14 protein-coding genes are annotated in these 21,612 nt (G+C 67.2%); 2 read left to right on the top strand and 12 right to left on the bottom strand.

Annotated elements, in window-relative coordinates; all coding sequences use genetic code 11:
• Window positions 1–2: 2 nt before the first annotated feature.
• A complete protein-coding gene (locus tag JRI60_RS35335; RefSeq protein ID WP_204220328.1) occupies window positions 3–3,194 on the bottom strand; it encodes a bifunctional cytochrome P450/NADPH--P450 reductase in 3,192 nt (1,063 codons plus the stop codon).
• A gap of 100 nt (window positions 3,195–3,294) precedes the next feature.
• Here JRI60_RS35335 and JRI60_RS35340 point away from each other — a divergent pair, with 100 nt between their 5' ends.
• On the top strand, window positions 3,295–3,918 hold the full coding sequence (locus JRI60_RS35340) for a TetR/AcrR family transcriptional regulator (protein ID WP_204220329.1): 624 nt from the start codon (window positions 3,295–3,297) through the stop codon (window positions 3,916–3,918).
• Window positions 3,919–4,102: 184 nt separating this feature from the next.
• Window positions 4,103–4,594 (top strand): hypothetical protein, encoded by a 492-nt coding sequence (locus JRI60_RS35345; RefSeq protein ID WP_204220330.1) that lies wholly within the window; start codon window positions 4,103–4,105, stop codon window positions 4,592–4,594.
• 18 nt (window positions 4,595–4,612) lie between these two features.
• Here the strand turns inward: JRI60_RS35345 and JRI60_RS35350 are convergent, their stop codons facing one another.
• The 11 genes from JRI60_RS35350 to JRI60_RS35400 form a co-directional block, all read right to left on the bottom strand.
• The gene (locus JRI60_RS35350; protein WP_204220331.1) at window positions 4,613–5,212 is read right to left on the bottom strand and encodes a TetR/AcrR family transcriptional regulator; all 600 of its coding nucleotides are present in this window, start codon (window positions 5,210–5,212) and stop codon (window positions 4,613–4,615) included.
• A 133-nt stretch (window positions 5,213–5,345) separates the two neighbouring features.
• Window positions 5,346–6,581, bottom strand: a complete 1,236-nt coding sequence (locus JRI60_RS35355; RefSeq protein WP_204220332.1) for an acetyl-CoA C-acetyltransferase — start codon at window positions 6,579–6,581, stop codon at window positions 5,346–5,348.
• Window positions 6,578–7,984: an MFS transporter gene (locus JRI60_RS35360; protein WP_204220333.1), complete on the bottom strand. Its 1,407-nt coding sequence runs from the start codon at window positions 7,982–7,984 to the stop codon at window positions 6,578–6,580. Before JRI60_RS35360 ends, JRI60_RS35355 begins: the two co-directional genes overlap by 4 nt.
• Complete coding sequence (locus JRI60_RS35365; protein WP_204220334.1) at window positions 7,981–8,445, bottom strand: PaaI family thioesterase; 465 nt, start codon at window positions 8,443–8,445, stop codon at window positions 7,981–7,983. The genes JRI60_RS35360 and JRI60_RS35365 overlap by 4 nt, the downstream gene beginning before the upstream one ends.
• 179 nt (window positions 8,446–8,624) lie before the next feature.
• On the bottom strand, window positions 8,625–10,463 hold the full coding sequence (locus JRI60_RS35370; RefSeq protein ID WP_204220335.1) for an N-acetylmuramoyl-L-alanine amidase: 1,839 nt from the start codon (window positions 10,461–10,463) through the stop codon (window positions 8,625–8,627).
• A gap of 201 nt (window positions 10,464–10,664) precedes the next feature.
• The gene (locus JRI60_RS35375) at window positions 10,665–10,835 is read right to left on the bottom strand and encodes a hypothetical protein (protein WP_204220336.1); all 171 of its coding nucleotides are present in this window, start codon (window positions 10,833–10,835) and stop codon (window positions 10,665–10,667) included.
• Between the two features lie 72 nt (window positions 10,836–10,907).
• The gene (locus tag JRI60_RS35380) at window positions 10,908–11,567 is read right to left on the bottom strand and encodes an MXAN_6652 family MXYO-CTERM-anchored protein (RefSeq protein ID WP_204220337.1); all 660 of its coding nucleotides are present in this window, start codon (window positions 11,565–11,567) and stop codon (window positions 10,908–10,910) included.
• A 150-nt stretch (window positions 11,568–11,717) separates the two neighbouring features.
• Window positions 11,718–13,124: a family 2B encapsulin nanocompartment shell protein gene (locus JRI60_RS35385; RefSeq protein WP_204220338.1), complete on the bottom strand. Its 1,407-nt coding sequence runs from the start codon at window positions 13,122–13,124 to the stop codon at window positions 11,718–11,720.
• A 51-nt stretch (window positions 13,125–13,175) separates the two neighbouring features.
• Window positions 13,176–14,582 carry a family 2B encapsulin nanocompartment shell protein gene (locus tag JRI60_RS35390; RefSeq protein WP_204220339.1) on the bottom strand — a complete coding sequence of 469 codons (1,407 nt, stop codon included), beginning with the start codon at window positions 14,580–14,582 and terminating at the stop codon, window positions 13,176–13,178.
• A gap of 3 nt (window positions 14,583–14,585) precedes the next feature.
• Window positions 14,586–16,904, bottom strand: coding sequence for a family 2 encapsulin nanocompartment cargo protein terpene cyclase (locus tag JRI60_RS35395; protein WP_204220340.1), 2,319 nt, complete (start codon window positions 16,902–16,904; stop codon window positions 14,586–14,588).
• Window positions 16,905–17,087: 183 nt separating this feature from the next.
• A complete protein-coding gene (locus JRI60_RS35400; protein WP_204220341.1) occupies window positions 17,088–21,569 on the bottom strand; it encodes a discoidin domain-containing protein in 4,482 nt (1,493 codons plus the stop codon).
• Window positions 21,570–21,612: the final 43 nt, after the last annotated feature.

Below are 21,612 nucleotides of genomic sequence, written 5' to 3' on the forward strand. Positions count from 1 at the left end.
GCTCATGCGAAGACGTCGGAGACCAGGCGGCCCTGCTTCTCCATTCCCGTGAGCCACGCCGCGGCCTCCTCCGCGGAGCAACCCACGGTCTCCTGGTGGATTCGCGCGAGGGTCTCCCGGACCGCGGGCGCCATGAGCCGGCCATCTCCGCAGATGAAGAAGAGAGCCCCCTGGTCGAGCAGCACCTTCACCTGCTCTCGCTCCTTCCACAGCCGGTGCTGTACGAACGTCACGTCGCCCTCGGGCTGGCGGAAGAAGGCGGGAAGCACCTTCACCACGTCCCCCTGCTCCCATTTCGCCAGCTCGTCGCGGTAGAGGAAGTCCACGTCCGGATGGTCGCACCCGAAGAAGAGCAACGCGGGCCCGGCCGTCTCTCCCCGCGTGTGGCGCAGGGCGCGCTCCTGGATGAAGCCCCGGAAGGGAGCCAGTCCCGTGCCCGCGCTCACCATGATGATGGGCGCCGTGTTCGAGGCGGGCGGGTGGAAGGGCACGTTCGGCGTGTGCACCGCGACCGCCGCCTGCTCCCCGGGGCGCAGCCGGGCGAGGTAGCTCGAACAGGTGCCGTGGAAACGGCCCTGGCCGGACCACGCCTCCGCGTCCAACACCGCCACCGTCAACGTGCACCGGGTGGGGTTCTCCAACGGAGAGGACGACACCGAGTATTGCCGCACGCGCATGGCGGGAAGCAGCTCGAGGAACTCTCCGAAGGACAGGATGCACGAGTCGTACTGCTCCAGCAGGTCCAGGACGCTCATGCGCTTGTCGAGAATCTCCTGCTTGTAGCGCTCGGCATTCCGGGCCAGGGCGGCCAGGTGCATCGCGTGGGGCGGGCACGGGTTCTTCTCCGCCAGCCGCTCCAGGTCCTTGCGCGTGGCGGGTGCCGACAGCTCCACGTGCCGGCCGAGCAACTCCCGCACCGACACGGGCCTGTCCATGGGGAGCGAGGAGGCCTGGGCGCCCCGGGTCGAGCGCAGGACGACGGCGGCATCCGTCCGCACCCCGAGGCGGCGCGCGGCCCGTTCCACGAGCTCCGGGTGGTTCTCCGGTAGCACGGCGAGGTAATCGCCCGCCGCGTACGTCACCCCCTCGGGCAGCTCGAACACGAGGTGCCGCTTGGAGCGCCCGAACGGCGACGTCAGGTCGACGAGCTCCCGGTTCTCCACCAGCGTCGCCAGCTCGAGCTTGTTCTGCTTCACCAGCTCCACGCTGACAGGAGGCACCATTTCCACCGTGTAGCGCGGACCGGAATCCACCTCGCGCGAGGTCACACCGAGCGCCGTGCCCACGCGCTCCCAGAAGGGCGCGTACCATTGCTCGAAGTCCCCGAAGAAGTCGCCCCGCGCGTCCGCCTCGCCGCGCGTGAGGATCGCCTGGGCTCCCGCGGCGCTCAACCGCTCATCGAGGTATGTGGGAACCGCCTGGTAGGTCTCGCCCCAGTCCCGGTTGCCGCAGCCGAACACGGCGTAGCGCACGCCCGACAGCGAGCCCTCGGGCACGCTGGACATCCACGTGTGGAACGCGCGCGCGTTGTCCGGCGGCTGGCCGTTGTAGGAGGCCGTCACGACGACGACCGCGCCCTCACGGGGCAGCTTCCCGGTGTACTCATCCAGCGGCGCCACCCGCGTCGAGTAGCCGCGCGCGAGCCCGTCACCCGCGATGCGCCGGGCGAACGCCTCGGAGGCACCCGAGTTGGAGCCGTAGAGCAGCAACAGGGGCGTCCCATGCGCGGCTACCTTCTCCGGTGCCTGGGGAGCGGGCGCCACGGGACGGGGCGCGGTGGGCCGGGCCGCGCTCGGACGGAAACCGGGCTTGCGCTCGCGGGCACGGAGCTTGAGCCCCTCGGGCTTGAGCGTGAGCGACTCGCGGATGCTCAGCGTGTACGGCGCGGGCGTGGAGAGGTGGAAGCGCTGCAGGATCATGCCGAGCACGAGCGTGGCCTCCTGGAACGCGAACGCCCGGCCAATGCACGCGCGTAGCCCGTTGCCGAAAGGCTTCCACGCGTGCTGGGGGATGCTGTCGCGCACCTCGGGGGCGAAACGCTCCGGGTCGAAGCGCTCCGGGTCCTTCCACACGGCCGGGTCGCGGTGCAGCATGGGGATGAGCACCATGAGATTATCGTTGACGCCGAGGGGGTACCTCCCCCCCAGGAGCGTGTTGTCCGCCCTGGCGCTCAAGGAGAAGGCGGGCGCGGTGGGCCACAGGCGCAGCGTCTCGCGCAGGATCTGATCGATGTATTGCAACTGGGAGATGTGCTCGAAGCGCGGGGTCTCCGAGCCCAGCACCCGGTCCACCTCCTCGTAGGCCTTCTGGCGCACCTCGGGGTGGTGCAGCAGGAAGTAGAGGGCAAAGGACAACAGGCCGCTCGTCGTCTCATGACCCGCGACGAGGAAGGTCACGAGCTGGTTGCGGATGTTGTCATCGTCGAGCTTCTCGCCCGTGATGGGATCCTTCGCGTCGAGCATGAGGCTGAGCAGGTCGCGTGGGGTCTCCTCGGGCGTGAGGGTGCGGCGTTTCACGATGAGCTGACGCGTCACCTCATGCATGTAGCCGATGTCTGCCTGGAACTGGCGCTGGGTGCGCAGCATGAGCTGCGTCTGCAGGGGGACGCGCCGGGTGCGGTTGCCAGCCTCCTCCAGGGCGCGCACCATGGACTCGACGAAGGGGTGCATCTCCTTCTGGTAGAAGGAGTTGAAGCGGAAGTCGAAGCCGCACAGCGCGATGGTATCGAGCGTGAGCCGCGTCATGTTGTCGGACACGTCGATGTCGGTATCGGGTCCGAAGCGGGCCCAGCGCGTGAGCATCTGGTCGGCCACGTCGAGCATGCCGTCGTGGTAGTCCTGCATGGCCGCGGGGCTGAAGGCGGGCATCAACAGGCGGTGGGCCTTGCCCCAGTTGGGCTCTTCCGTCTCGGCGGTGAAGAGGCCATCACCGGAGAGCTCTCGGAGGTACCAGAGGGCCTGGGTGATCTTCTTCGCGAAGCGCGTCTCGTCACAGACTTCGGCCACCAACTCGTACGAGCTGATCACCCGGACGGAGACGCCCCCCGGGAAGGACAGCCGGAAGATGGGCCCGAACTCGCGCGCGAGCTTCATCAGGTTCTGCAGGGGCGTCTCGGAGCCCAGGTCGGGCGCGTTGCCGACGAGGGGGCGAGGGCGCGGCTGGGGGATGTTCGTGGACAGGGCGGGTCGGCTCATGGGAAAGCGAAAGGATGGATGTGAAAGGGTTACGAAACAGTAGGGCCCGGCTCGCGAAGGCGAAATTCGCATCCGGCTCAGTTTCTGGAGATGCGCCGACATGAGCACGCGCAACCGGGCCGCCCCTCGGAAGCGGCCACGTCAGGCGCGGGCAAAGGCGACGGTGGAGGTGATCCTGGAGGCGGCGGCTCACGTTTTCGTCAGCTCTGGCTACGAAGGCACCACCACCAAGCAGGTGGCCGAGCGGGCGGGCGTGAGCATCGGCACGCTTTACCAGTACTTTCCGAGCAAGGAGGCGCTGGTCGCCATGCTCCTGGAGCGGCTACACCAGCGAGTCTTGAGCATCCTCTCCGACAAGCTGGTGCCCCACCCCATCACGGATCTGGACCAGGAAGTGCGAGACCTGATGCGAACCCTGGTGGAGGCCTACGGGGTGAACCCGCGACTCCAGCGGGTTCTCCTGGAGCAGGCGTCGCGCATCGGCCCCCTTCAGGTCGTCCAGGAGATAGAAGCGCGTGTGGAGACACTCGTGCAGGGAGTGCTCTCGCGCAACCTGGAGTTCGAGCGTCCGCGAGACCTGGGGCTCGTCGTCTTCATCATCATCCGGGCCCTGCGCAGCGCTGTCTGGTCCACGGTCGTCGAACGGCCCGAGCTGATCGGAACCCCCGAGTTCGTGGAGGAACTGAGCGCGCTCGTGCTCGGCTACCTGCGGCCACGCCGGTAGAACCGGGTAACGCGGCTCGTCATGGACCTGGACCTGTTTCACGGCAAGCCATGTCGCTGTACAAATCCATGTCGCTGTACAAATCGAGACAAGGATTGGGAGTTCTTGACGTCAAAATAAAAGCATCGTATCCCGCACTCCGAGTGAACTGCTTGTCCAAACACTCATCACCCGGAGAGAAACCATGAAGAAGGTATTCGCGCTGTGCCTGATGTCGCTCCTGACTGCGTGCGGTGGTCCGTCCGAGGCGGAGGAGTCCTCTACGGGCACGGTGGAGTCCGCGCTGTTTCAGTGCGGTCTCTCTTGCTCGAGCGGCTATCACCCGACCTCTTACACCTGTAGCTCCAGTTGCGGCTCCACCTGCTCCTCCTCCTACAACGGGGTGAACTGCGCCACCAACAGTGGCACCAGCTTCAGCAGCTGTGGCATCGGCTGCCCGAGCGGCTATCACGCCACCTCGTATTCCTACACCTCTTCCTGCGAGACCTCGCCCTTCAGCAGCAGTTCCACCAACACCGTGACGTACTGCCAGGCCGACAGCAGCGCCGGGTTCTACACCTGCGGCCTTGGCTGCCCGTCTGGTTATCGCGCGTCGAGCTACACCACCAGCAACTCCTGCGTCATCTCGAGATTCAGCCTCCCCAGCGGCATCAACATGACCTACTGCGTCCCCTAGGACCCGGCTCGTCTGTCATTACCGGCTCTCGGATGGGGCAGGTCCCCCATCCAGGGCCCGAGCGCCGAACTTCCTGGCCGCTTCGAGAAACTCGTCACTGAGGCGCGTGCCGCGAACGGCTCGCGCCAACGACAGCGCGCCATACATGAGGGCGAGCAGCGCGAGCGCATTCTCCCGGGACTTCTCGCCCGGACCGAGCAGGCCACTCAGGTCCTGGATGAACCCGGCGAGCTCCTCCTCCAATGCCTCGCGATAGGGCTCGCCCTCCCTGGCGACCTCGGAGGTGATGCTCGGCAGGGGACAGCCCGTCTCCACGTTGTCCCGATGCTTTCGCGACAGATACCGGTAGAGCACGCTCAGCACGGGGGGGCGGGACGTCTCGCGCACCGCCCCCTGGATCAACCCGCTCCACATCGCCCGGGCCGTGCGCCGGATGGTCTCGGTGAAGAGATGCTCCTTGGACTCGAAATGTCCATAGAAGCCCCCCACCGTGAGCCCCGCCCCCTTCATCACGTCCATGACGGAGCTCGCTCGAATCCCCCGCTCGAGCAGCAGAGCGGCGGCGGACTCCAGGATGGCATCGTGCGATTTCTGCTTCTGCTCCGCTTTCTGGCTCATGGCGTGACCTCGCTCTGGAGCGACTGGATGCACCACTCCGGCAGGACACTAATCTATGAGGAGCATGATATTTCACCCATAATCGCACTGGGCTCGCTCGGGCCCCGTGCGAGCGGTGACCAGGAAGTCCACATCACAGCCGCTCGATGATGGTGGCGATGCCCTGACCGCCACTGACACACAGGGTGATGAGCGCGGTCTGCTTGCCGCTCCGCTCGAGCTCGTCGAGCGCGGTTCCGAGCAACATCGCCCCCGTCGCGCCAAGCGGATGACCGAGCGCGATGGAACCACCGTTGACGTTCACGCGCTCCGAGTCGATCCCCAGAGCACGAATCGTCTGCAGCACCACGCCCGCGAAGGCCTCGTTGATCTCCCACAGGTCGATGTCACTCGCCTTCATTCCCGCCATGCGGAGCGCCTTCTGGCTCGCTGGCGCGGGCGCGGTGAGCATCAGCACCGGCTCGCTCCCGATCGTCGCCATCGCGCGGATGCGGGCTCGTGGCCGGATGCCCTTCTCCCGGACGTACCGTTCCGAGGCGAGCATCACCGCGGCGGCCCCATCGACGATGCCGCTCGAGTTGCCTGCGGTGTGGAAGTGTCGAAGGGCCTTCGCGCGCGGGTAGGCCGCGAGCGCGAGCTGAGCGAGCGTCTCCCCCTTGGGACCGGCGACCGTTTCACCCAGCGCGACAAATGAAGGCTTGAGCGCGGCGAGCCCTTCGGCCGTGGTGTCGGGACGGGGGAACTCGTCACGCTCGAGCACCACCGCGCCCGTGTGCGGGTCCTTCACCGGGAACAACGACTTCGCGAAACGGCCCTCCTCGATGGCTCGCGCCGCGTTCCTCTGGGAGCGGAGCGCCACGGCATCGATCTCCTCGCGCGAGAACCCCTCGAGTGTGGCGATGAGGTCGGCGCTGATCCCCTGGGGGACCTGGAACAAGCGCTCGCGCAGGTGCGTGTTGTTGCCATCCTGACCGCCGCCGTCGGAGCCCATGGGGACGCGCGACATGCTCTCCACGCCCCCGGCGATGACGAGGTCCATCGCGCCCGAGGCGACTCCCATGGCGCCGAAGTGGATGGCCTGCAGTCCCGAAGCGCAGAAACGGTTGAGCGACACCGCCGACACTTCGTTGGGCCAGCCCGCGGCGAGCACCGCGCTACGAGCCAGATTGGCGCCCTGCTCCCCCACCTGGGAGACGCACCCCGCCATCACATCGTCCACCTCGCGCGCATCGAAACCCTGGCGCCGCTGGAGCGTGTTCAGCACCTGCGCGAGCAACTCCTGCGGGTGGATGCCGGAGAGCGCTCCCTTGCCCGCCTTGCCGCGCCCTCGCGGGGTCCGTACGGCGTCGATGATGTAGCTCATGGTCATGGCCTGACTCCTTTGTACGTGTTCACCCCGAGGCTCAACGGAGCCGCGCCCAGCGCCAGCAGGGCCGCGGCCATCCACACGTGCCCGAAGGCGGTCCTCAGCTCGCCGCCCACGGACTTCCCCACCAGCGCCACCAGCAGGCTGACGCCGAGCGCCATCCCGACCTGGCGGCTCATGTTGACGATCGCGCTGCCCGTGGCGGTCCGCGCTGGCGGGAGCTCGACCGTGGCCGAGGCCAGCAACGTGGGAATCACGAGGCCCACGCCGACACCGCCCAGCATCCAGCCCGGCAGCAGCCCGGTCATGTAGTTCGGCACGGCTCCCACCCAAAGCATGGAGATGGTCGCGCCCGCCGCGAAGAGCACGCAGCCCGAGGCCGCGAGCCATCCCGCCTCGACCCTGCGCGAGAGGCGTTGGGCGATGCTGGCGAACAGGGGAACCATCAGCGGGCCGGGAGCAATCGCCAGGCCCGTGCGCACCGCCGAGTACTGCCAGACCTGCTGCATCCACAGGATGCTGGCCAGCAGGTTGGCGGCGAACGCCACGCTGAACACGAACGCGCTGAGATTGGCCCATGCGAAGGTCCGCACGCGAAGCAGCGCGGGCTCGATGACCGGCGCTGGATGTCCGCTCGAGCGCCACCAGAACAGACCTCCCGCCACGACGGAGCCCAGGAGCGACACGGTCGTCCGCCCCCCGGTCCAACCCCACTCCTCCACCTTGACGAGCGCGAGCGAGAGCGCCCCCATCGCGACGCCGAGCAGCCCCGCGCCGAGCAGGTCGGGCAGAGGACCCCGGGCGGAATCCCTCGAGTCCGGGATGACGCGGACGGCGGCGAGGAGCGCGACGGCCCCCACGGGCAGGTTCACGAGGAACACCCATTGCCACGAGAGCTCGACGAGCAGCCCCCCCGCGACGGGTCCGGCTGCGGCGGCCAGAGAGCCGACCGCCGCCCAGATCCTGACCGCCCTCGCCCGCCTGTCAGGTGGCGTGGCGTTGAGCAGGAGCCCCAGGCTCGTGGGCGTCAGCAGCGCCGCGCCCACCGCTTGGGCGATCCTCGAAACGACGAGGCCCCACAACCCGGTGCTCGCCGCACAGGCGGCACTGGCGGCCGTGAACAGTCCGAGTCCCAGCAGAAACCCGGCCTTGCGTCCGAACCGGTCGGCCAGGCGCCCGAGCGGAATGAGGAGCGCCGCATAGGCGATGGCGTACCCGTTGAGCACCCAGCTCAGGTCCGCCAGCGAGGCGCCGCGGAAGCTCCGGCCCATGTGCTCGAACGCGACGTTCACGATGAAGAGATCGAGGCTGGCCAGGAACGCGGCAACCGAGAGCACCGCGAGCACGGCCCCCGCGTGCACCTCGCGCGCGCTCCGGACCTCCAGTGCGGGAGTCATGGCCGTCATCGCCCGCGTGCCTCGTCTCCACGGAGGACCATGCACGAGCTGAACACCTTGGCCACGAGACTTCCCTTGTCGTCCTCGACGTCACACTCGATCAGCCCGAGCGTGCGCGTCCGCTTGACCACACGCCCGGTCGCTCGCAGGCGCGCGTTCCAGATGGGTTTGAAGAACTTCGAGGTGAGATCGAGCGTGGTGAAGCTCTCCTCATCCTCGAGCGTCGTGGCCATGGACGCCCCCATGGCCAGATCGGACAGGTCGCAGATCACCCCACCGTGGAGGGTCCCCATGGGATTGGCATGGCGTACCGAGGCGTCGAGCTCGATGACAACGCGGCCTGGCTCGACGCTGGTGAGCAGCAGCCCCAGCAGCTGAGCAATCGGAGGAGGTGGCGCCTCTCCCCGCAGGATCCGTTGCAGATCCTGCAGGTGCCGGGTGGTCTTGGGAGCGGAGACACGACCGTTCATGACTTCTCCTCGTTCAGTCGCACGCAACGGGGCATCACCCGCGCCGCGTACCTGGGCTGGTCCTTCTTCATATTATGGTCATAATATGAAACGGCCAGCGGTTCCAGGGAATCGACCGAGAGGGCCGGCGGCGCGTTGGCCGCCGGTGTCGTTCACGGCGCGGCGCACGACCGGGCCCGCTACTTCATCCGCACCGTCAGCGCACCGGTGGCGGCCGTATACGTGATGAAGCCCTTCTGGAACTCGCTCTCGCGGCCACCGGTGACGGCATACTCGTCGGACACCGGGTAGCCCAGCGCGCTCCGCTCCCAGCCCAGGGACGCCCACTTCTCGCGGATGAGGCCGTGCACCGCCCAGGCGCCCGTGGTCGGCGTCCAGTAGATGCTGCCCTCGGTACCCCCCTTGCGGAAGTGGTTGTAGCGGCCCACTCCATCCGGCGTCACCATCTCGTCGGTGATGGGGTAGCCCAGCACACCCTTCTCCCAGTCCAACGCCTCCCACTTGGCACGGATGAGGCCGTGGATCTCATGGGCACCCGTGTCCGGCGTCCAGTAGATGCTGCCCAGCAGCGTGCCCTTGCGGAAGTGGTTGTAGCGGCCCACTCCATCCGGCGTCGCCATCTCACCCGTGATGGGGTAGCCCAGCACACCCTTCTCCCAGTCCAACGCCTCCCACCTGGCGCGGATGAGGCCGTGCACCTCCCAGGCGCCCGTGTCCGGCGTCCAGTAGATGCTGCCGTTCTGGAAGTGGTTGTAGCGGCCGATGCCGTCCGGCGTCGTCAGCTCGTTGGTCGTGCACCCTCCGAGGATGCCCCCGGCGCCGCCCAGTTGGTTGTAGCGCGTCAGGATCGCTCCCCCCACCACGCACCCCGTGCCGCAGTGCGCCCTGGCCCGGTTGAGGTAGTCCGTCCAGGGCCAGTTGGCACCGGGATCCGTGCGGTTGTACGGCTGCAGCTGGCCGTGCCCCACCACGTGGTAGCGATCCAGGGGAATGTTGTTGTCACGCGCCATGTCGCACAGCAGCCGGGCCGAGGCGTCGATCTGCGCCACCGGCCAGGTCGTCTGCGACGCATACCCTCCATGCTCGATGCCGATGGTGAAGTCGTTGGAGCTTCGCCCGTTCAGCCCGCACTCCATGTTGCTGTTGTTGCCGCACTGGTAGGTGGCACCGATGTGCCAGGCCCGGCTCGCATCGCGCACCAGCTGGCTGATCTCCCCGCCGTCCTCCCGCACCACGTAGTGCGCGCTCACCTGCGAGGTGCTGTTGGTCAGCCAGCTCCAGCACCCCGAGTAGCCGCTCTCGCAGGTGTGGATGATCACCATGCGTGGAGTCAGGGGCCGGGAGTTGTAGTTGGGCGAGGGCCTCCACACGGCTCCCGCGTAGTCCGGAGCGACGGCGAGCGCCTGCCCCACCCTCCCCTCCTCCGCGGTCAGCCCCTGCCCGCTCGCGGCCCACTCCCGCGACAGCGTCCCCAGCCCCAGCCGGGCCACCCGGAAGACCTCATCCTGGACGAAGCTGCGACGGCCCTCCTCATCCTGGATGCCGGACACCTCGGCCACCGCCGGCGCCCACTGGCTCGCCCGCGACCGATCGATCCGGAGCGCATCCGCGCGGTGCGACAGCAGCGCCGCCGCCGCCCGGACGTTGGAGCGCGCGTCCTTCCTGGCCTGCTCCACCGTGACGCCGGCCAGCTTCGCGCCCTCCTCGAGCAGCGCCCCCGAGAGCCCCATCATTCCGTGCACGGCCGGGCGCCCCTCGAACTCCTCGGCGCCCTCCACCATCTGGTAGCGCGTCTGCACGAACGAGAGGGACTTGAGGAGCGCGGGCGGCACGTTGAACTCCGTGCCCGCCACTCGGAAGAGCTCGTCGAAAGACGCCTCTTCCCGTGCGGAGGTCTCCGCCCCCTTCAGGTCCACCTCGGCGGTGGGGACGGCGGACACCTGCTGCTCGTTCATGTCGCACGCCTGCGCCAAGGCCAGCGAGGCGGTGAGCATGAAAATCCCAGACCTGTTCTTCATCGATTCCTCCAGACGTCGTCACTCGCGTGTGATGGGCCACTCCTTGCCTCGCGGATGGCCGGTGCGAGGGGAGCCCAACAGATAGAGGTGACGAGCCGGGCGGCGTCTCAGGAATCGAAGGGAAAAGGCACGGCGGAGACACCACGGGAGCCCCGCGCACGGCTTCCGGCGCGAGGCTCCCGGCGTTGAAACGGAAGCGCTTCAGTACGGCGGGGGATAGGGGCAGATCAGCGCGCCGGTGATGGGGTGCTTATAGCAACCACTGGGGAGCTCCGCCGACTGGGCCTTACCCGGCACCAGGGAGAGCCCCGCCACGCCAACGCCAGCGACCGCGGAGAGAAGGGCAACGATGCGAAGGGTCTTCTTGGACATTCACTCGCTCCTGCGATGGGTCAGAACGACGAGGGAACCCTACCATCTCCCCCTGACAGAAGGAGCGGATCCTCAGCCCTGCCGGCGGCGGAGCAGGGCCAGGGAAGCTCCCGCCATTCCGAGGATCCACACGGTCGAGCTTCCCGTGGTGGAGCAGCCGCTTTGGGAATCATTGCCCTCGTCACCCGTGCCCGTGTCGGGTCCTCCCGAGCCGGCATCGGGGGTGCCCGCATCGGGTGAGCCTTTGCCCACGAGCACGCTCACCTTCGTGGCCACGGCTCTGTCACCACTGGTGTCGAGATCGGCGTTGGTGGAATTGCCGGCGCCGAAGAGCGTGAGGGTGACATCCGTGGAGGGCGCGACCAGGGAGAAATCGAAGCGGAGCTCGTCGCCGCTGAAGGCCTTGGGCTCGGATTGGACGAGCTCACCGTCCAGCTTCTTCGTCCCCTCCCCCGCCTGCAGGATCGCCGCAGCGTTGTCCACGGCGATGCCCACGCCTCCCTTCTTCGCGGCCCCACCCCGGATGATGAACGTGTACTGGCCCGTCTCTCCCGGGGCGAGCTTCGTGGGCCCCGAGAGCTCGACGGTGGGGAGCGGCCCGCCCTTGTGACACAGGCTGCACGTCGTCCCACTCTTGCCGGATTGGCCGGTGACGCCCGTGCTGGTGGCGAGAGCGGGAGTCGACATCAGACAGACGGCAACCAGGCCCGCGGGACGGAAGGGGAAACGCATTGAACCTCCATGGATGTGCCCAAAGATGAAAATGATACGCATTTTCATTTTCGACACGTACTAAATCCATGGGCGGGCGCTGTCAAGAACGGCACGCGAAAAGGGGCGGCCCCTCACGAGGCCGCCCCGTTCCTTCCGGATGAAGAGAAGTCAGCGTCCGAGCTCGATGTTCTCGAGGACTCCGAGCGCATCGGGGATGAGGATGGCCGCGGAGTAGTAGGTGCTGACGAGGTAGGAGGCGATGGCCCGCTCGCTGATGCCCATGTTCCGCACGGAGAGGCCCGGCTCCACCTCATCCGGGATGCCGGTCTGATGCAGGCCGACGACGCCCTGATCGTCCTTCCCGGTACGCATCACGATGATGGAGGTCGTGTTGTCCTCGGAGATGGGGATCTTGTCGCAGGGCAGGATGGGGACGTTGCGCCAGCTGATGACCTTCCTGCCCTGCACCTCGGCCACGCCCGGGTAGATCCCACGGCGGGTGCACTCCTGGCCGAACGCGGCGATGGTGCGGGGGTGGGCCAGGAAGAACCGTGACTTCCTGCGCCGGCTGAGCAGATCGTCCATGTCATCAGGGGTGGGCGGCCCCTTCCGGGCATGGATGCGCTGCTTGAGATCGGCGTTGTGCAGGAAGCCGAAGTCCCGGTTGTTGATCATCTCGTACTCCTGCCGCTCGCGCAGGGCCTCGATGGTCAACCGCACCTGCTCCTGGACCTGGTTCATCGGTCCGTTGAACACGTCGGCGACGCGGGTATGAATCTTGAGCAGGGTCTGGGCCAGGCTCAGCTCGTACTCACGGGGCTTGAGCTCGTAGTCGACGAAGGTGCCCGGCAGCACCGGCTCACCATTGTGGCCGGCGGAGATCTGGATGGCGGCCTGCCCCTGCTTGTCCTGGGGCATGCGCAAGCGCTCCTTGAAGCGCTCGACGTGAGCGGACAGCGCCGGGGTCCGTTGGATGAAGCTCTCGAACACCTGCTGCGGCAGCAGCATCACCGTGCACGGGGTGATCGCCTTGACCGTGAACTTCCACCGGTCGTTCGCCTCCACCACCGCCTGGTCCCCGAAGTGGTCGCCGTCGGCGAGCACATCGAGGATGACGTCGTCACCATACGGGCCCTTGCCCAGCTTGTTGGCCTTGCCATGGGCGATCAGGACCACGTGCTCGGCGGGCTGGCCCGCCTCGACGATCAGCTCGCCGGTCTTGAACTCCCGCTGGACGAACTGGCCCGCCAGCGCGGTCAGCACGGTGTCGTCGACGTAGCCGCGCAGCAGCGGCAGCTCGGTCAGCTCCCGCGGAATGACCTCCACCCGGGCTCCGATGTTGCTGAAGCTGAGGCGACCGTCTCCGGCGGTATAGGTCAGGCGGCGGTTGACGCGGAACATACCACCCGGCACCTCGATCCAGGGCAGCATGCGCAGCAGCCACCGGGGACTGATTCCCTGCATCTGCGGCCGCGACTTGGTCGTGGTCGCCAACTGACGGGCAGCGAGCGTGCTCAGGCTCAGCTGCTGCTGCTCGTTCTCACCACCGCTGCCCGTCTTCATCGTATTCGCCATTGAGGTGTGCCTCGGCTTCGTCCGAACTGGCTCTGAGTGCCGGTGTCCTGGCTAGGTGCGGCCGATTTCGACACTCTCGAGGATGCCGAGCGCGTCGGGGATGAGGACCGCCGTGGAGAAGTAGGTGCTGACGAGGTAGGAGATGACGGCCTTCTCGTTGATGCCCATGAAGCGCACGTTCAGGCTGGGCTCGATCTCGTCGGGGATGCCCGCCTGGTGCAGGCCGATGACGCCCTGGTTCTCCGCGCCCGTGCGCATCAGGAGGATGGAGCTGGTGCGCGTGTCGCTGATGGGGATCTTGTTGCAGGGGAAGATGGGGATGCCGCGCCAGGCGGTGACCTGGTGGCCGCCCACGTCGACGCTGCCCGGGTAGACCCCGCGGCGGCTGCACTCCTGACCGAACGCGGCGATGGCGCGCGGGTGGGCCAGGAAGAAGGACGGATCCTTCCACACGGTGGCCAGCAGCTCGTCCATGTCATCGGGGGTCGGAGGCCCGCTGCGCGTGTGGAGGCGCTGCTTGAGGTCGGCGTTGTGCAGCAGGCCGAACTCGCGGTTGTTGATCAGCTCGTGCTCCTTGAGCTCCTTGAGCGCCTCGACGGTCAGACGCAACTGCTCCTGCGTCTGGTTCATCGGATCGTTGAACAGGTCGGCCACGCGGGTGTGGATCTGCAGCACCGTCTGGGCCACGCTCAGCTCGTACTCGCGAGGCGAGGTCTCGTAATCCACGAAGGTGCCCGGCAGCACGGGCTCGCCATGGTGTCCCGCGACCAGCTCGATGTCCGCCTGGCCCGTCGGGTCCTGCTTCTTCTTGGCGAGGGACTTGAACTCCTCGAGGTGCTTCTTCAGCGACGGGGACTGCTCGACCACCGTCTCGAAGTCGGACTGCTTGAGCATCAGCACCGTGACGGGAGTCACCGCCTTGACCGTGAACTGCCAGTAGTCCTGCGACTCCAGCAGGGCCTGATAGCTGTAGTGGTCGCCATCGGCGAGCACCTCGAGCACGGTCTCATCGCCGTACTTGCCCTTGCCAATCTTGTTCACCTTGCCATGGGCGATCAGCCAGATGGAGTCGGCCTCCTGACCGGCCTGGGTGATGACGTCGCCGGGCTTGTACTCCTTCTGCACGAAGCGGTCCGCCAGGGTGGACAGCACGGTGACGTCGTCATAGCCGCGCAGCATCGGCAGCTCGGTCAGCTCCTGCGGAACGACCTGCACCTTGGCGCCCGTGGTGTAGAAGGTCACCCGGCCGTCGCCGATGGCATAGGTCAAGCGCCGGTTGAGGCGGAACACGCCACCGTTGACCTGCACCCACGGCAGCAGCTTGAGCAGCCACCGGGAGGAGATTCCCTGCATCTGAGGGGCCGACTTGGTCGTCGTCGCCAGTTGGCGCGCCGCGGCCGTCCCAAGGCTCATCTGCTGCTTGTTGGCTTCCTCGACCAGCTTCTCGAAACTCGCCATGACCTACCTCTTTCCTTCCGTCAGAAGAACACGATCCTTTTCACGGCTCACCGGCTCGGTCCGGTTGCCGCCCAACAACGACGCGATGCGCGCGGCCGAGGTGCCCAACCCCGTAGGGGCCCTGAGATGCCGCAGGTACCTCCCAGGCGTCCGGCTCTGGCGCAATTCGGATTCCTTGTAACGGTCCACCGTCTGGTGCCAGATGAGGACGCCGGCCATCCACTGCTGGAGCTTCTCGACGTAGCCGCGCAGCTTCTCCTGGGCCTTGGCGTCCAGACCCATGTGCTCGCAGAGGGCCGGCAGCTCGGTGGCGACGGTGTGCTCGAACTGGCGCATCCGGGCGGTCATCAGATCGTTGACGACCTCGACGCCCCGCTGCTTGTCGAGATCCAGGAAGCGCTGAACGACCAGCACGGCGTTGTGGATCTCGCCCTCGAACTCGATCTCCTTCTGATAGGAGAAGATGTCGTTGGTGAAGCAGGCGTAGTCGGCGGCCGAGTTCTCGAGCCCCCGCATCGGAGTGGTCCGGAAGATCTCGGGCGGAAGCCCGTGGCCCTGGGCCAGCCGGGACAGGCTCATCGTGAGGTCCGAGCCGAACGTCTTGCGACGCATCTCCACGTAGTCAACCGGGTCCGGCACGCGGTTGTCGATCTGGTTGGCGAGCTCCCACAACCAGCTCTCGGTCATGTCCTGGATGGCGCGGCGGAACTGGCTGCGCGCGTCGGGGGACATGGGGCCAGCGGTGCGAGCCCAGAGATCGGCCAGGCCACGCTCCACCGGATTGGTGGGGACCGTGGTGGGGGTGGCGGGGTCGTCCGGCATGAACGCCGTCAGCCGGGCGTTGAAGACCTTCGCCCCCGCCATGTCGCGGGTGTTGCCATAGAGCATCGGGAAGTAATCGTCGGCGTAGGTTCCCCAGACGAGCCAGCCGGCGGTGATATCCAGCTCGGGACCGGTCGCCCCCGGGTGGATCAACGCACCGCACAGGGCCACGTCTGCGACATCGAACGTGTGGTCATTCCAGATGTAGACGCCCGGAAGGCCCGGCAGGGAGTCCAGCATCCCCATCCGGCGTGCCCATTCCTTGGAGCTGCGCCGCGCGGCATCCAGGTGGGAGTTCTTCCGGGTCGAGTACGGCATGTAGAACGGCGGCAGCTTGACCGGGCCCACATGCTGGTAGGGAACGTGGGTGTAGTTCTTGAACCGTCCCAACCCCAGGGCGCCGGGCGACAAGCGGAAGCCCGAGGTCCCCAGACCCGAGGGTCCCAGGGGCAGGCCGCCCAGGGAGTGGCTCGAGGTCTCGGCGCCTTTGTTCATGTAGCGGCTCGAGCGCATGTGCCACTCGTGGCCGCCGGACTGCCAGTCCTGGAGTCCCCGGATGTAGGAGAGGACGTTCGCCTGCTCGACCGGGGTGATGCCGTGCTCCAGGAAGAGCGAGGGCAGCTCGGTCAGGACGGTGTTCTCGAACTGCTGCAGCCGGGACGTCAGGATGTCGTTGGTCAGATTGGCGGCGCGTTGCGTATCGACATCCAGGAAGCGCTCGAGGACCAGGACGCAGTTGGAGAGCTCTCCCTCTTCCAGGATCTCGCGCTCGTAGGAGAACAGATCATTGCGCAGGTGCACCCCATCGGAGAACGTGTCCTTGAGGACACGCATCGGACGGGACTCGGCGATCCGGGCGGGGACCTCGGCGAAGACGGCGTGCTCCACGAGGTCCGCCGACCAGGGTGCCCCACCGACCTTGCGGCGCATCTCGATGTATTCGATCGGGTTGGCGACACGGCGCTCGCTGATGTTGGACAGCTCCCACATCGACTCATCGAGCAGGGCCTTGGTGCTCGCGAAGAACCGGCGCCGCCACTCCACGGACTTGGTGGGCACCGTTCGAGCCCACAGATCGGCGAGGCCGCGCTCCACCGGATTGGTCGGCTCCGGAGAAGGGACGGTGAGGTCGACCGGCATGAAGGCGGGCAGCCTGTCGAGATACTGCTTCGCGCCCGTCAGATCCCTGGGGCGCTTGTAGACCTCGAGGAAGTGATCATCGAAGTAGAAGACCCAGACATACCAGTCGGTCACCAGGTCGAGCTCCGGGCCGGGAGCTTCGGGATGGGTGTACGCGCAGAGCAGCGCGTAATCCATGGCATCGAATTTGGCGTCGTCCCAGATGTCAGGGGTCTTCCCGTCCTTCGACGAGTCCAGGATCCCCATCTGATGCGCCCACGCCTTGGAATGAACCCTGGCCCCCTCGAGGTGCGGATTCAGGCGCGCCGGCCAGGGGACATAGAAATCTGGCAATACAAAGGGTTGTTTGTTTCGCGCCATCAGTGCACCTCGTAGAACACGAGGCGCTTGTAGTGCCGATATGGGAACGCAACAAATTTTTGCCTGTCACGGGCGTGGAACGTCCGGATTTTTTCAATGAGCGCGTGATGACACGAAAAGGGGCGGCCCCTCGCGAGGCCGCCCCTTGTCTTCACCCTGCCCGGCAGGTGCTACCCGCCAGGATTACTTCGTGAACGAGATGGGACCGTTGGACTGCGTGCTGTTGTTCGCACCATCCACGGCGCGCACGCGCCAGGTATGGCTTCCAGCCGCCAGCCCGGTCAGCGAGGTCTGATGCGTGGCCAGACCGTACACCTCGAACTCCCACAGCGAATAGCCGTACGCCGTCGCGCGCTGCACGCCACGCATCCGCACGAACTGGCCCACCCCACTCAGGTTGGTGAGGTCGTCGATGGCGCCGTTGCCGGCGTTCTCCGTGTAGAGCGGCGTCCAGGTGTTGCCGTCGAGCGAGGCCTCCACTACGTATCTGGTGCCATACGCGGCCTCCCAATTGAGCACCACGCGCTTGATCGAGTGGATGGCGCCGAGGTCGATGGTGATCGACTCGGTGTTCGGGTTGGCGGTGTCCGCGCGGCTGGACCAGCGCGTGGTGGTGTTGCCGTCGACAGCGTCGTTGGCGCTGCCGAACTCGTTGGAGGTGGCGTAGACATTGCGGCCGCGCGCCAGGTTGACGGTCGGAGCCGTGTAGGCACCGGCCGTGATGGCGGGAGTGCGATCCGTGCCGTCCACGTTGAGCACGTACTGGGCGACGCCCGCGCCCACGTCGTTGGTACGCTCCCAGATGAACTGCGTCGAGGTCCCGGGAACCGTCGAGCCCGCCGCCGGAAGCAGCGCGGAGAAGGCCGCGGGCGGCGTGGTGTCATTGAGGGTGAACGTGGACGTGGCCGAGGTGGTGACCCCGTTGGCCCAGTTGGTGGCCTTCACGTACCAGGTGTGCTGGCCATTGGCGAGCTTGAGCCCCTCGAGCGCGGCGGAGGTGGCCTTCGTCCTGCCGCCCAACACGGCCTGACCGTCGATGAAGATCTCGTAGTACTGGATGCCCGTCTGCGGATCGCTGCTCGCCGTCCACGCGAACGGAGGCCGCGTGCCGGTGATGGTGGTTCCGTTCGCCGGCGTCTGGAGGGTGAACGTCGTGGGCGGCGTGGAGTCGGTCAGCCCGAAGCCCTGGATGCCGTCGCCGTAGCGGTAGAACGGGTTGCCATAGATGGGCTGCACGGGCAGACCCTGGGCAATCCGGTTGCGGATGGCGGTGCGCTCGGCCTCGGTGGCCCCGAGGTCGAACGGCAGGTCCCAGCGCTCCTTCTGGTCGGTCTCCACGTCGGTGCCGATCTGATCCAGCGAGCGCGGCAGATCCCACGGCAGCCGGCCACGGGGCAGCACGTCACCGAACAGCACGTCCGCCAGCGCCGGGCCACCCAGGTCTCCAGGCCGGTAGATGGCCACCAGCGCGTTGCTCTGCGGCGCCACGTTGGTGAGGATGTAGGGCCGCGGCAGGACGACCACCGTGGTCGTCGGGATGCCCTTCGACTTGAAGCTGGTGATGATGCCGTAGTGGTCGCGGGGCTCGTCCGGCTTGGCGAAGACGGTGTGCGCGGGGCCGGCCGGGTCACCCGGGATGTAGGGCTTCTCCTTGTCCCACGCGGTGCCGTGCGTGTAGTAGCTCTCGCCCACCGCGACGATCGCCGCGCTGGGGGTGACTCCCGCGGGCGCCGCGTCCTTGTACACCGTGATGCCCGCCGCCTCGGCGCGCTTCTTGATGGCCTGGTAGATGGTCAGGGCGCCGAAGTCCGTGTTGTGGAAGTCCGAGCGCCAGGTGACCATGCAGGACGGGTCGTCGGCGCGCGGGCCGGCGACGACGATCGACGAGCCCGCGCCCATGCGCAGCGGCAGGGCGCCGTCGTTCTTGAGCAGGGTCATCGACTCCTGCGCGGCCAGGCGGGCCGCGTTCGCCTTGTCGGCCGTGTGCCACTCGGCGGTCCCCGCGAGACCCTGGCGATACGGGTCCTCGAACAGACCGAGCCGGAACTTCAGCTCGATGACGCGGCGGGCGGACTCGTCGACGCGGGCATCGGTGACCCGGCTCTCGAAGTCACCCATCTGGCCGGGATCGGCACCGCCCATCACGTCGGAGCCGGCCATGAGCGAGCGGACCCAGGGGTCTCCCGCGGGCAGCCAGTCCGTGCAGATGACGCCGGTGTAGCCCATGTTCTGGCGCAGGTAGTTGATGATGCCCGGGCTGTCACCCGCGCCCCACTGGCCCGGAGCCAGCAGCTTGCTGCCGGCGTAGCCGGGCATGATGCCGCTGGTGCCGGCCTCGAGGGCCGCGTGCCACGGACGCATGTGGTAGTGGATGGTGGTGCCGTCGTAGGTGATGCCGCCCTCACCACCGGCGCCCTGGCTCGGCCAGTGCTTGGTGGTGACCCAGATGGAGTGGGGGTTCACCTCGGGGCCGCCCTGCAGACCGGCGATGAGCGCGCGCGAGAAGGCGGCCGCCACGTCCGCGTCCTCGCCACTGCCCTCCTGGATGCGCGGGTAGAGGATCTTCGTCCCCACCTCGGCCAGGGGCGACAGGGTGCCCCGGCTGCCCACGGCCAGCTGCTCGCGCCGCTGGATGTCACCCATCTCGTACGCCAGCTGCGGGTCGCGCGTGGCGACCAGACCGGGCTGGGTGGGCCAGCTCGTCTTGAAGCCGTGAATGGAGTCACCCGCGTCGATGTAGGGGATGCCCAGGGGCGTGGCCGCCGAGGCCTTCTGGAAGGCGACGATGTCCTCCGGCGCCAGCGGCCCCATGGTGAAGCCCGCGTCGGGGTACTCCTTGGCGTTGAAGAACAGCTGCATCACCTTCTGGTGCCGCGTCATCCGGCTCATCAGATCGTTGACGCGCGTGGCGATCGGGTTGTGCCAGTCCTCGTACGGCTCGATGGTGCCGTTCTTGTTCAGGTCGCGCATCCCGTTGATGACCGACACGCCGTCCGCGACGGTCTCGACCACGGGCAGGTAGACGCTGAAGGTGCGCAGATCCGAGCGGCTGGTGGCCCCGCTCGAGAGCGTGGCGACGACGTACCACTTGTAGGTCCAGCGATCGACCAGGTCCTGGTTGATGGTGAGCGAGGTGCCGGTGGTGGAGCCCACCTCGGAGAAGCGGTTGATCAGGGCCCCGGACGCATTCCAGTCGTAGTCGTTGCGGGTGATGTTGACGAAGAGCTTGTAGTTGGTGGCGCCGGTGACGGCGGCCCACTGGAACGTGGGGCGGCGGGTGTTGGTGATCATCGCGCCATTGGCGGGAGCGACCACCGCGAACGAACCGGCCGTCGCGGGCGGGGGCACCTTCACGTAGGGGTCGGGGATGATGGGTCCACCGCCGCCAGGATCGGTGCTGCCGGTGCTGTAGATCTCCACCTGCCACACGGCGTCCTGCACCGCGAGCCCGGTGACGGTCTGCGCGCGCTGGGTGATGCCCGTGGAGTCCGTGAGCACCAGGCGGATGTCGGTGTTGGGCTGGGTGGGAGAGAACTGGTTCTTGGACATCGTCACCGTGGTGTTGGGCGGGAAGGTCACCAGGTAGGTGACCACCTTGGCCGGGTTGCGCACGGAGGGCGTCGCGAGGCCCTCTTCCGGGATGGGCGACACGGTCAGCGGCGTGGGCGAGATGCTCACCTTCGCGTAGGCCAGGTCGGGGAAGACCAGCTTGACGGTCTGGTTGGTGGTCTGGGTCGGAGGCGGCGTGGTGGTACCGGGCTTGTAGACCTCGAACGACCAGAGCGAGTAGCCATAGCCCGTGCCGCGCGCGGTGCCGCGCATGCGCACGTAGCGGTACGTGCCCGACACGGCGATCTCCCGGCGGCCCACCGCGCCATCGGTGATGGTGGCCAGGGTCGTCCAGGCGGCGTCATCGTTGGAACCGTCGATGGTGTACGTCTTGCCGTAGGCGCCTTCCCAGTCGAGCACCACCTTGCCCAGGGCCTGGGACGAGCCCAGGTCGACACGGATCGACTGGGGATCCACCCCCGCGACGGAGGACCAGCGCGTGTTGGAGTTGCCGTCGAAGGCGAAGGAAGGCCCGAGGTTGGGGTCGTTGTTCTCGATGCTCGTGGCCGTGGCGGAACGGCCCCGGGCGAGGTCCGTGCTCGTCGACGAGCTTCCGCCGTACACCTCGAACTCCCACAACGAGTAGCCATAGCCAATGGCCCGGAGCTGTCCGAACATCCGGATATAGCGACCCGAGCCAGACACCGTCAGATCGTCGGTGCCCCCATCACCGTTGGTGACGGTGCTCAGGGTCGTCCAGTTGGTCCCGTCGTTGGAGGTTTCGATCTTGTAGTTCTTGCCGTAGGCGGTCTCCCAGTAGAGGACCACGCGGCTGATGGCCACGGTCGACCCGAGGTCGATGGAGATCCATTCGTTGTCGGTGAAGCCGCTGCTCCAGCGGGTCCCCGGATCGCCGTCGACCGCGGAGGGACCCGTGAACACACCATCCGACGAAGACACCGTGACGGTCTTGCCGCGAGCGAGGTTGGCGATTTGAGCTTGCGCGGCGACAGGCCAGACGGCCGTCATGCCCACGAGCACGAGGCTCGCACAGGCAGACGCCCACCGTGTCCAGGCACTGCGCGCGCCATGGAAGAGCGAATTGAGAGGATTCATGGGGGGAAAGAATCGGAGTTTGAGAATGTCAGACAACGATAGC

Source organism: Archangium violaceum, from assembly GCF_016887565.1.
In the GTDB taxonomy this organism is placed as follows: domain Bacteria; phylum Myxococcota; class Myxococcia; order Myxococcales; family Myxococcaceae; genus Archangium; species Archangium violaceum_B.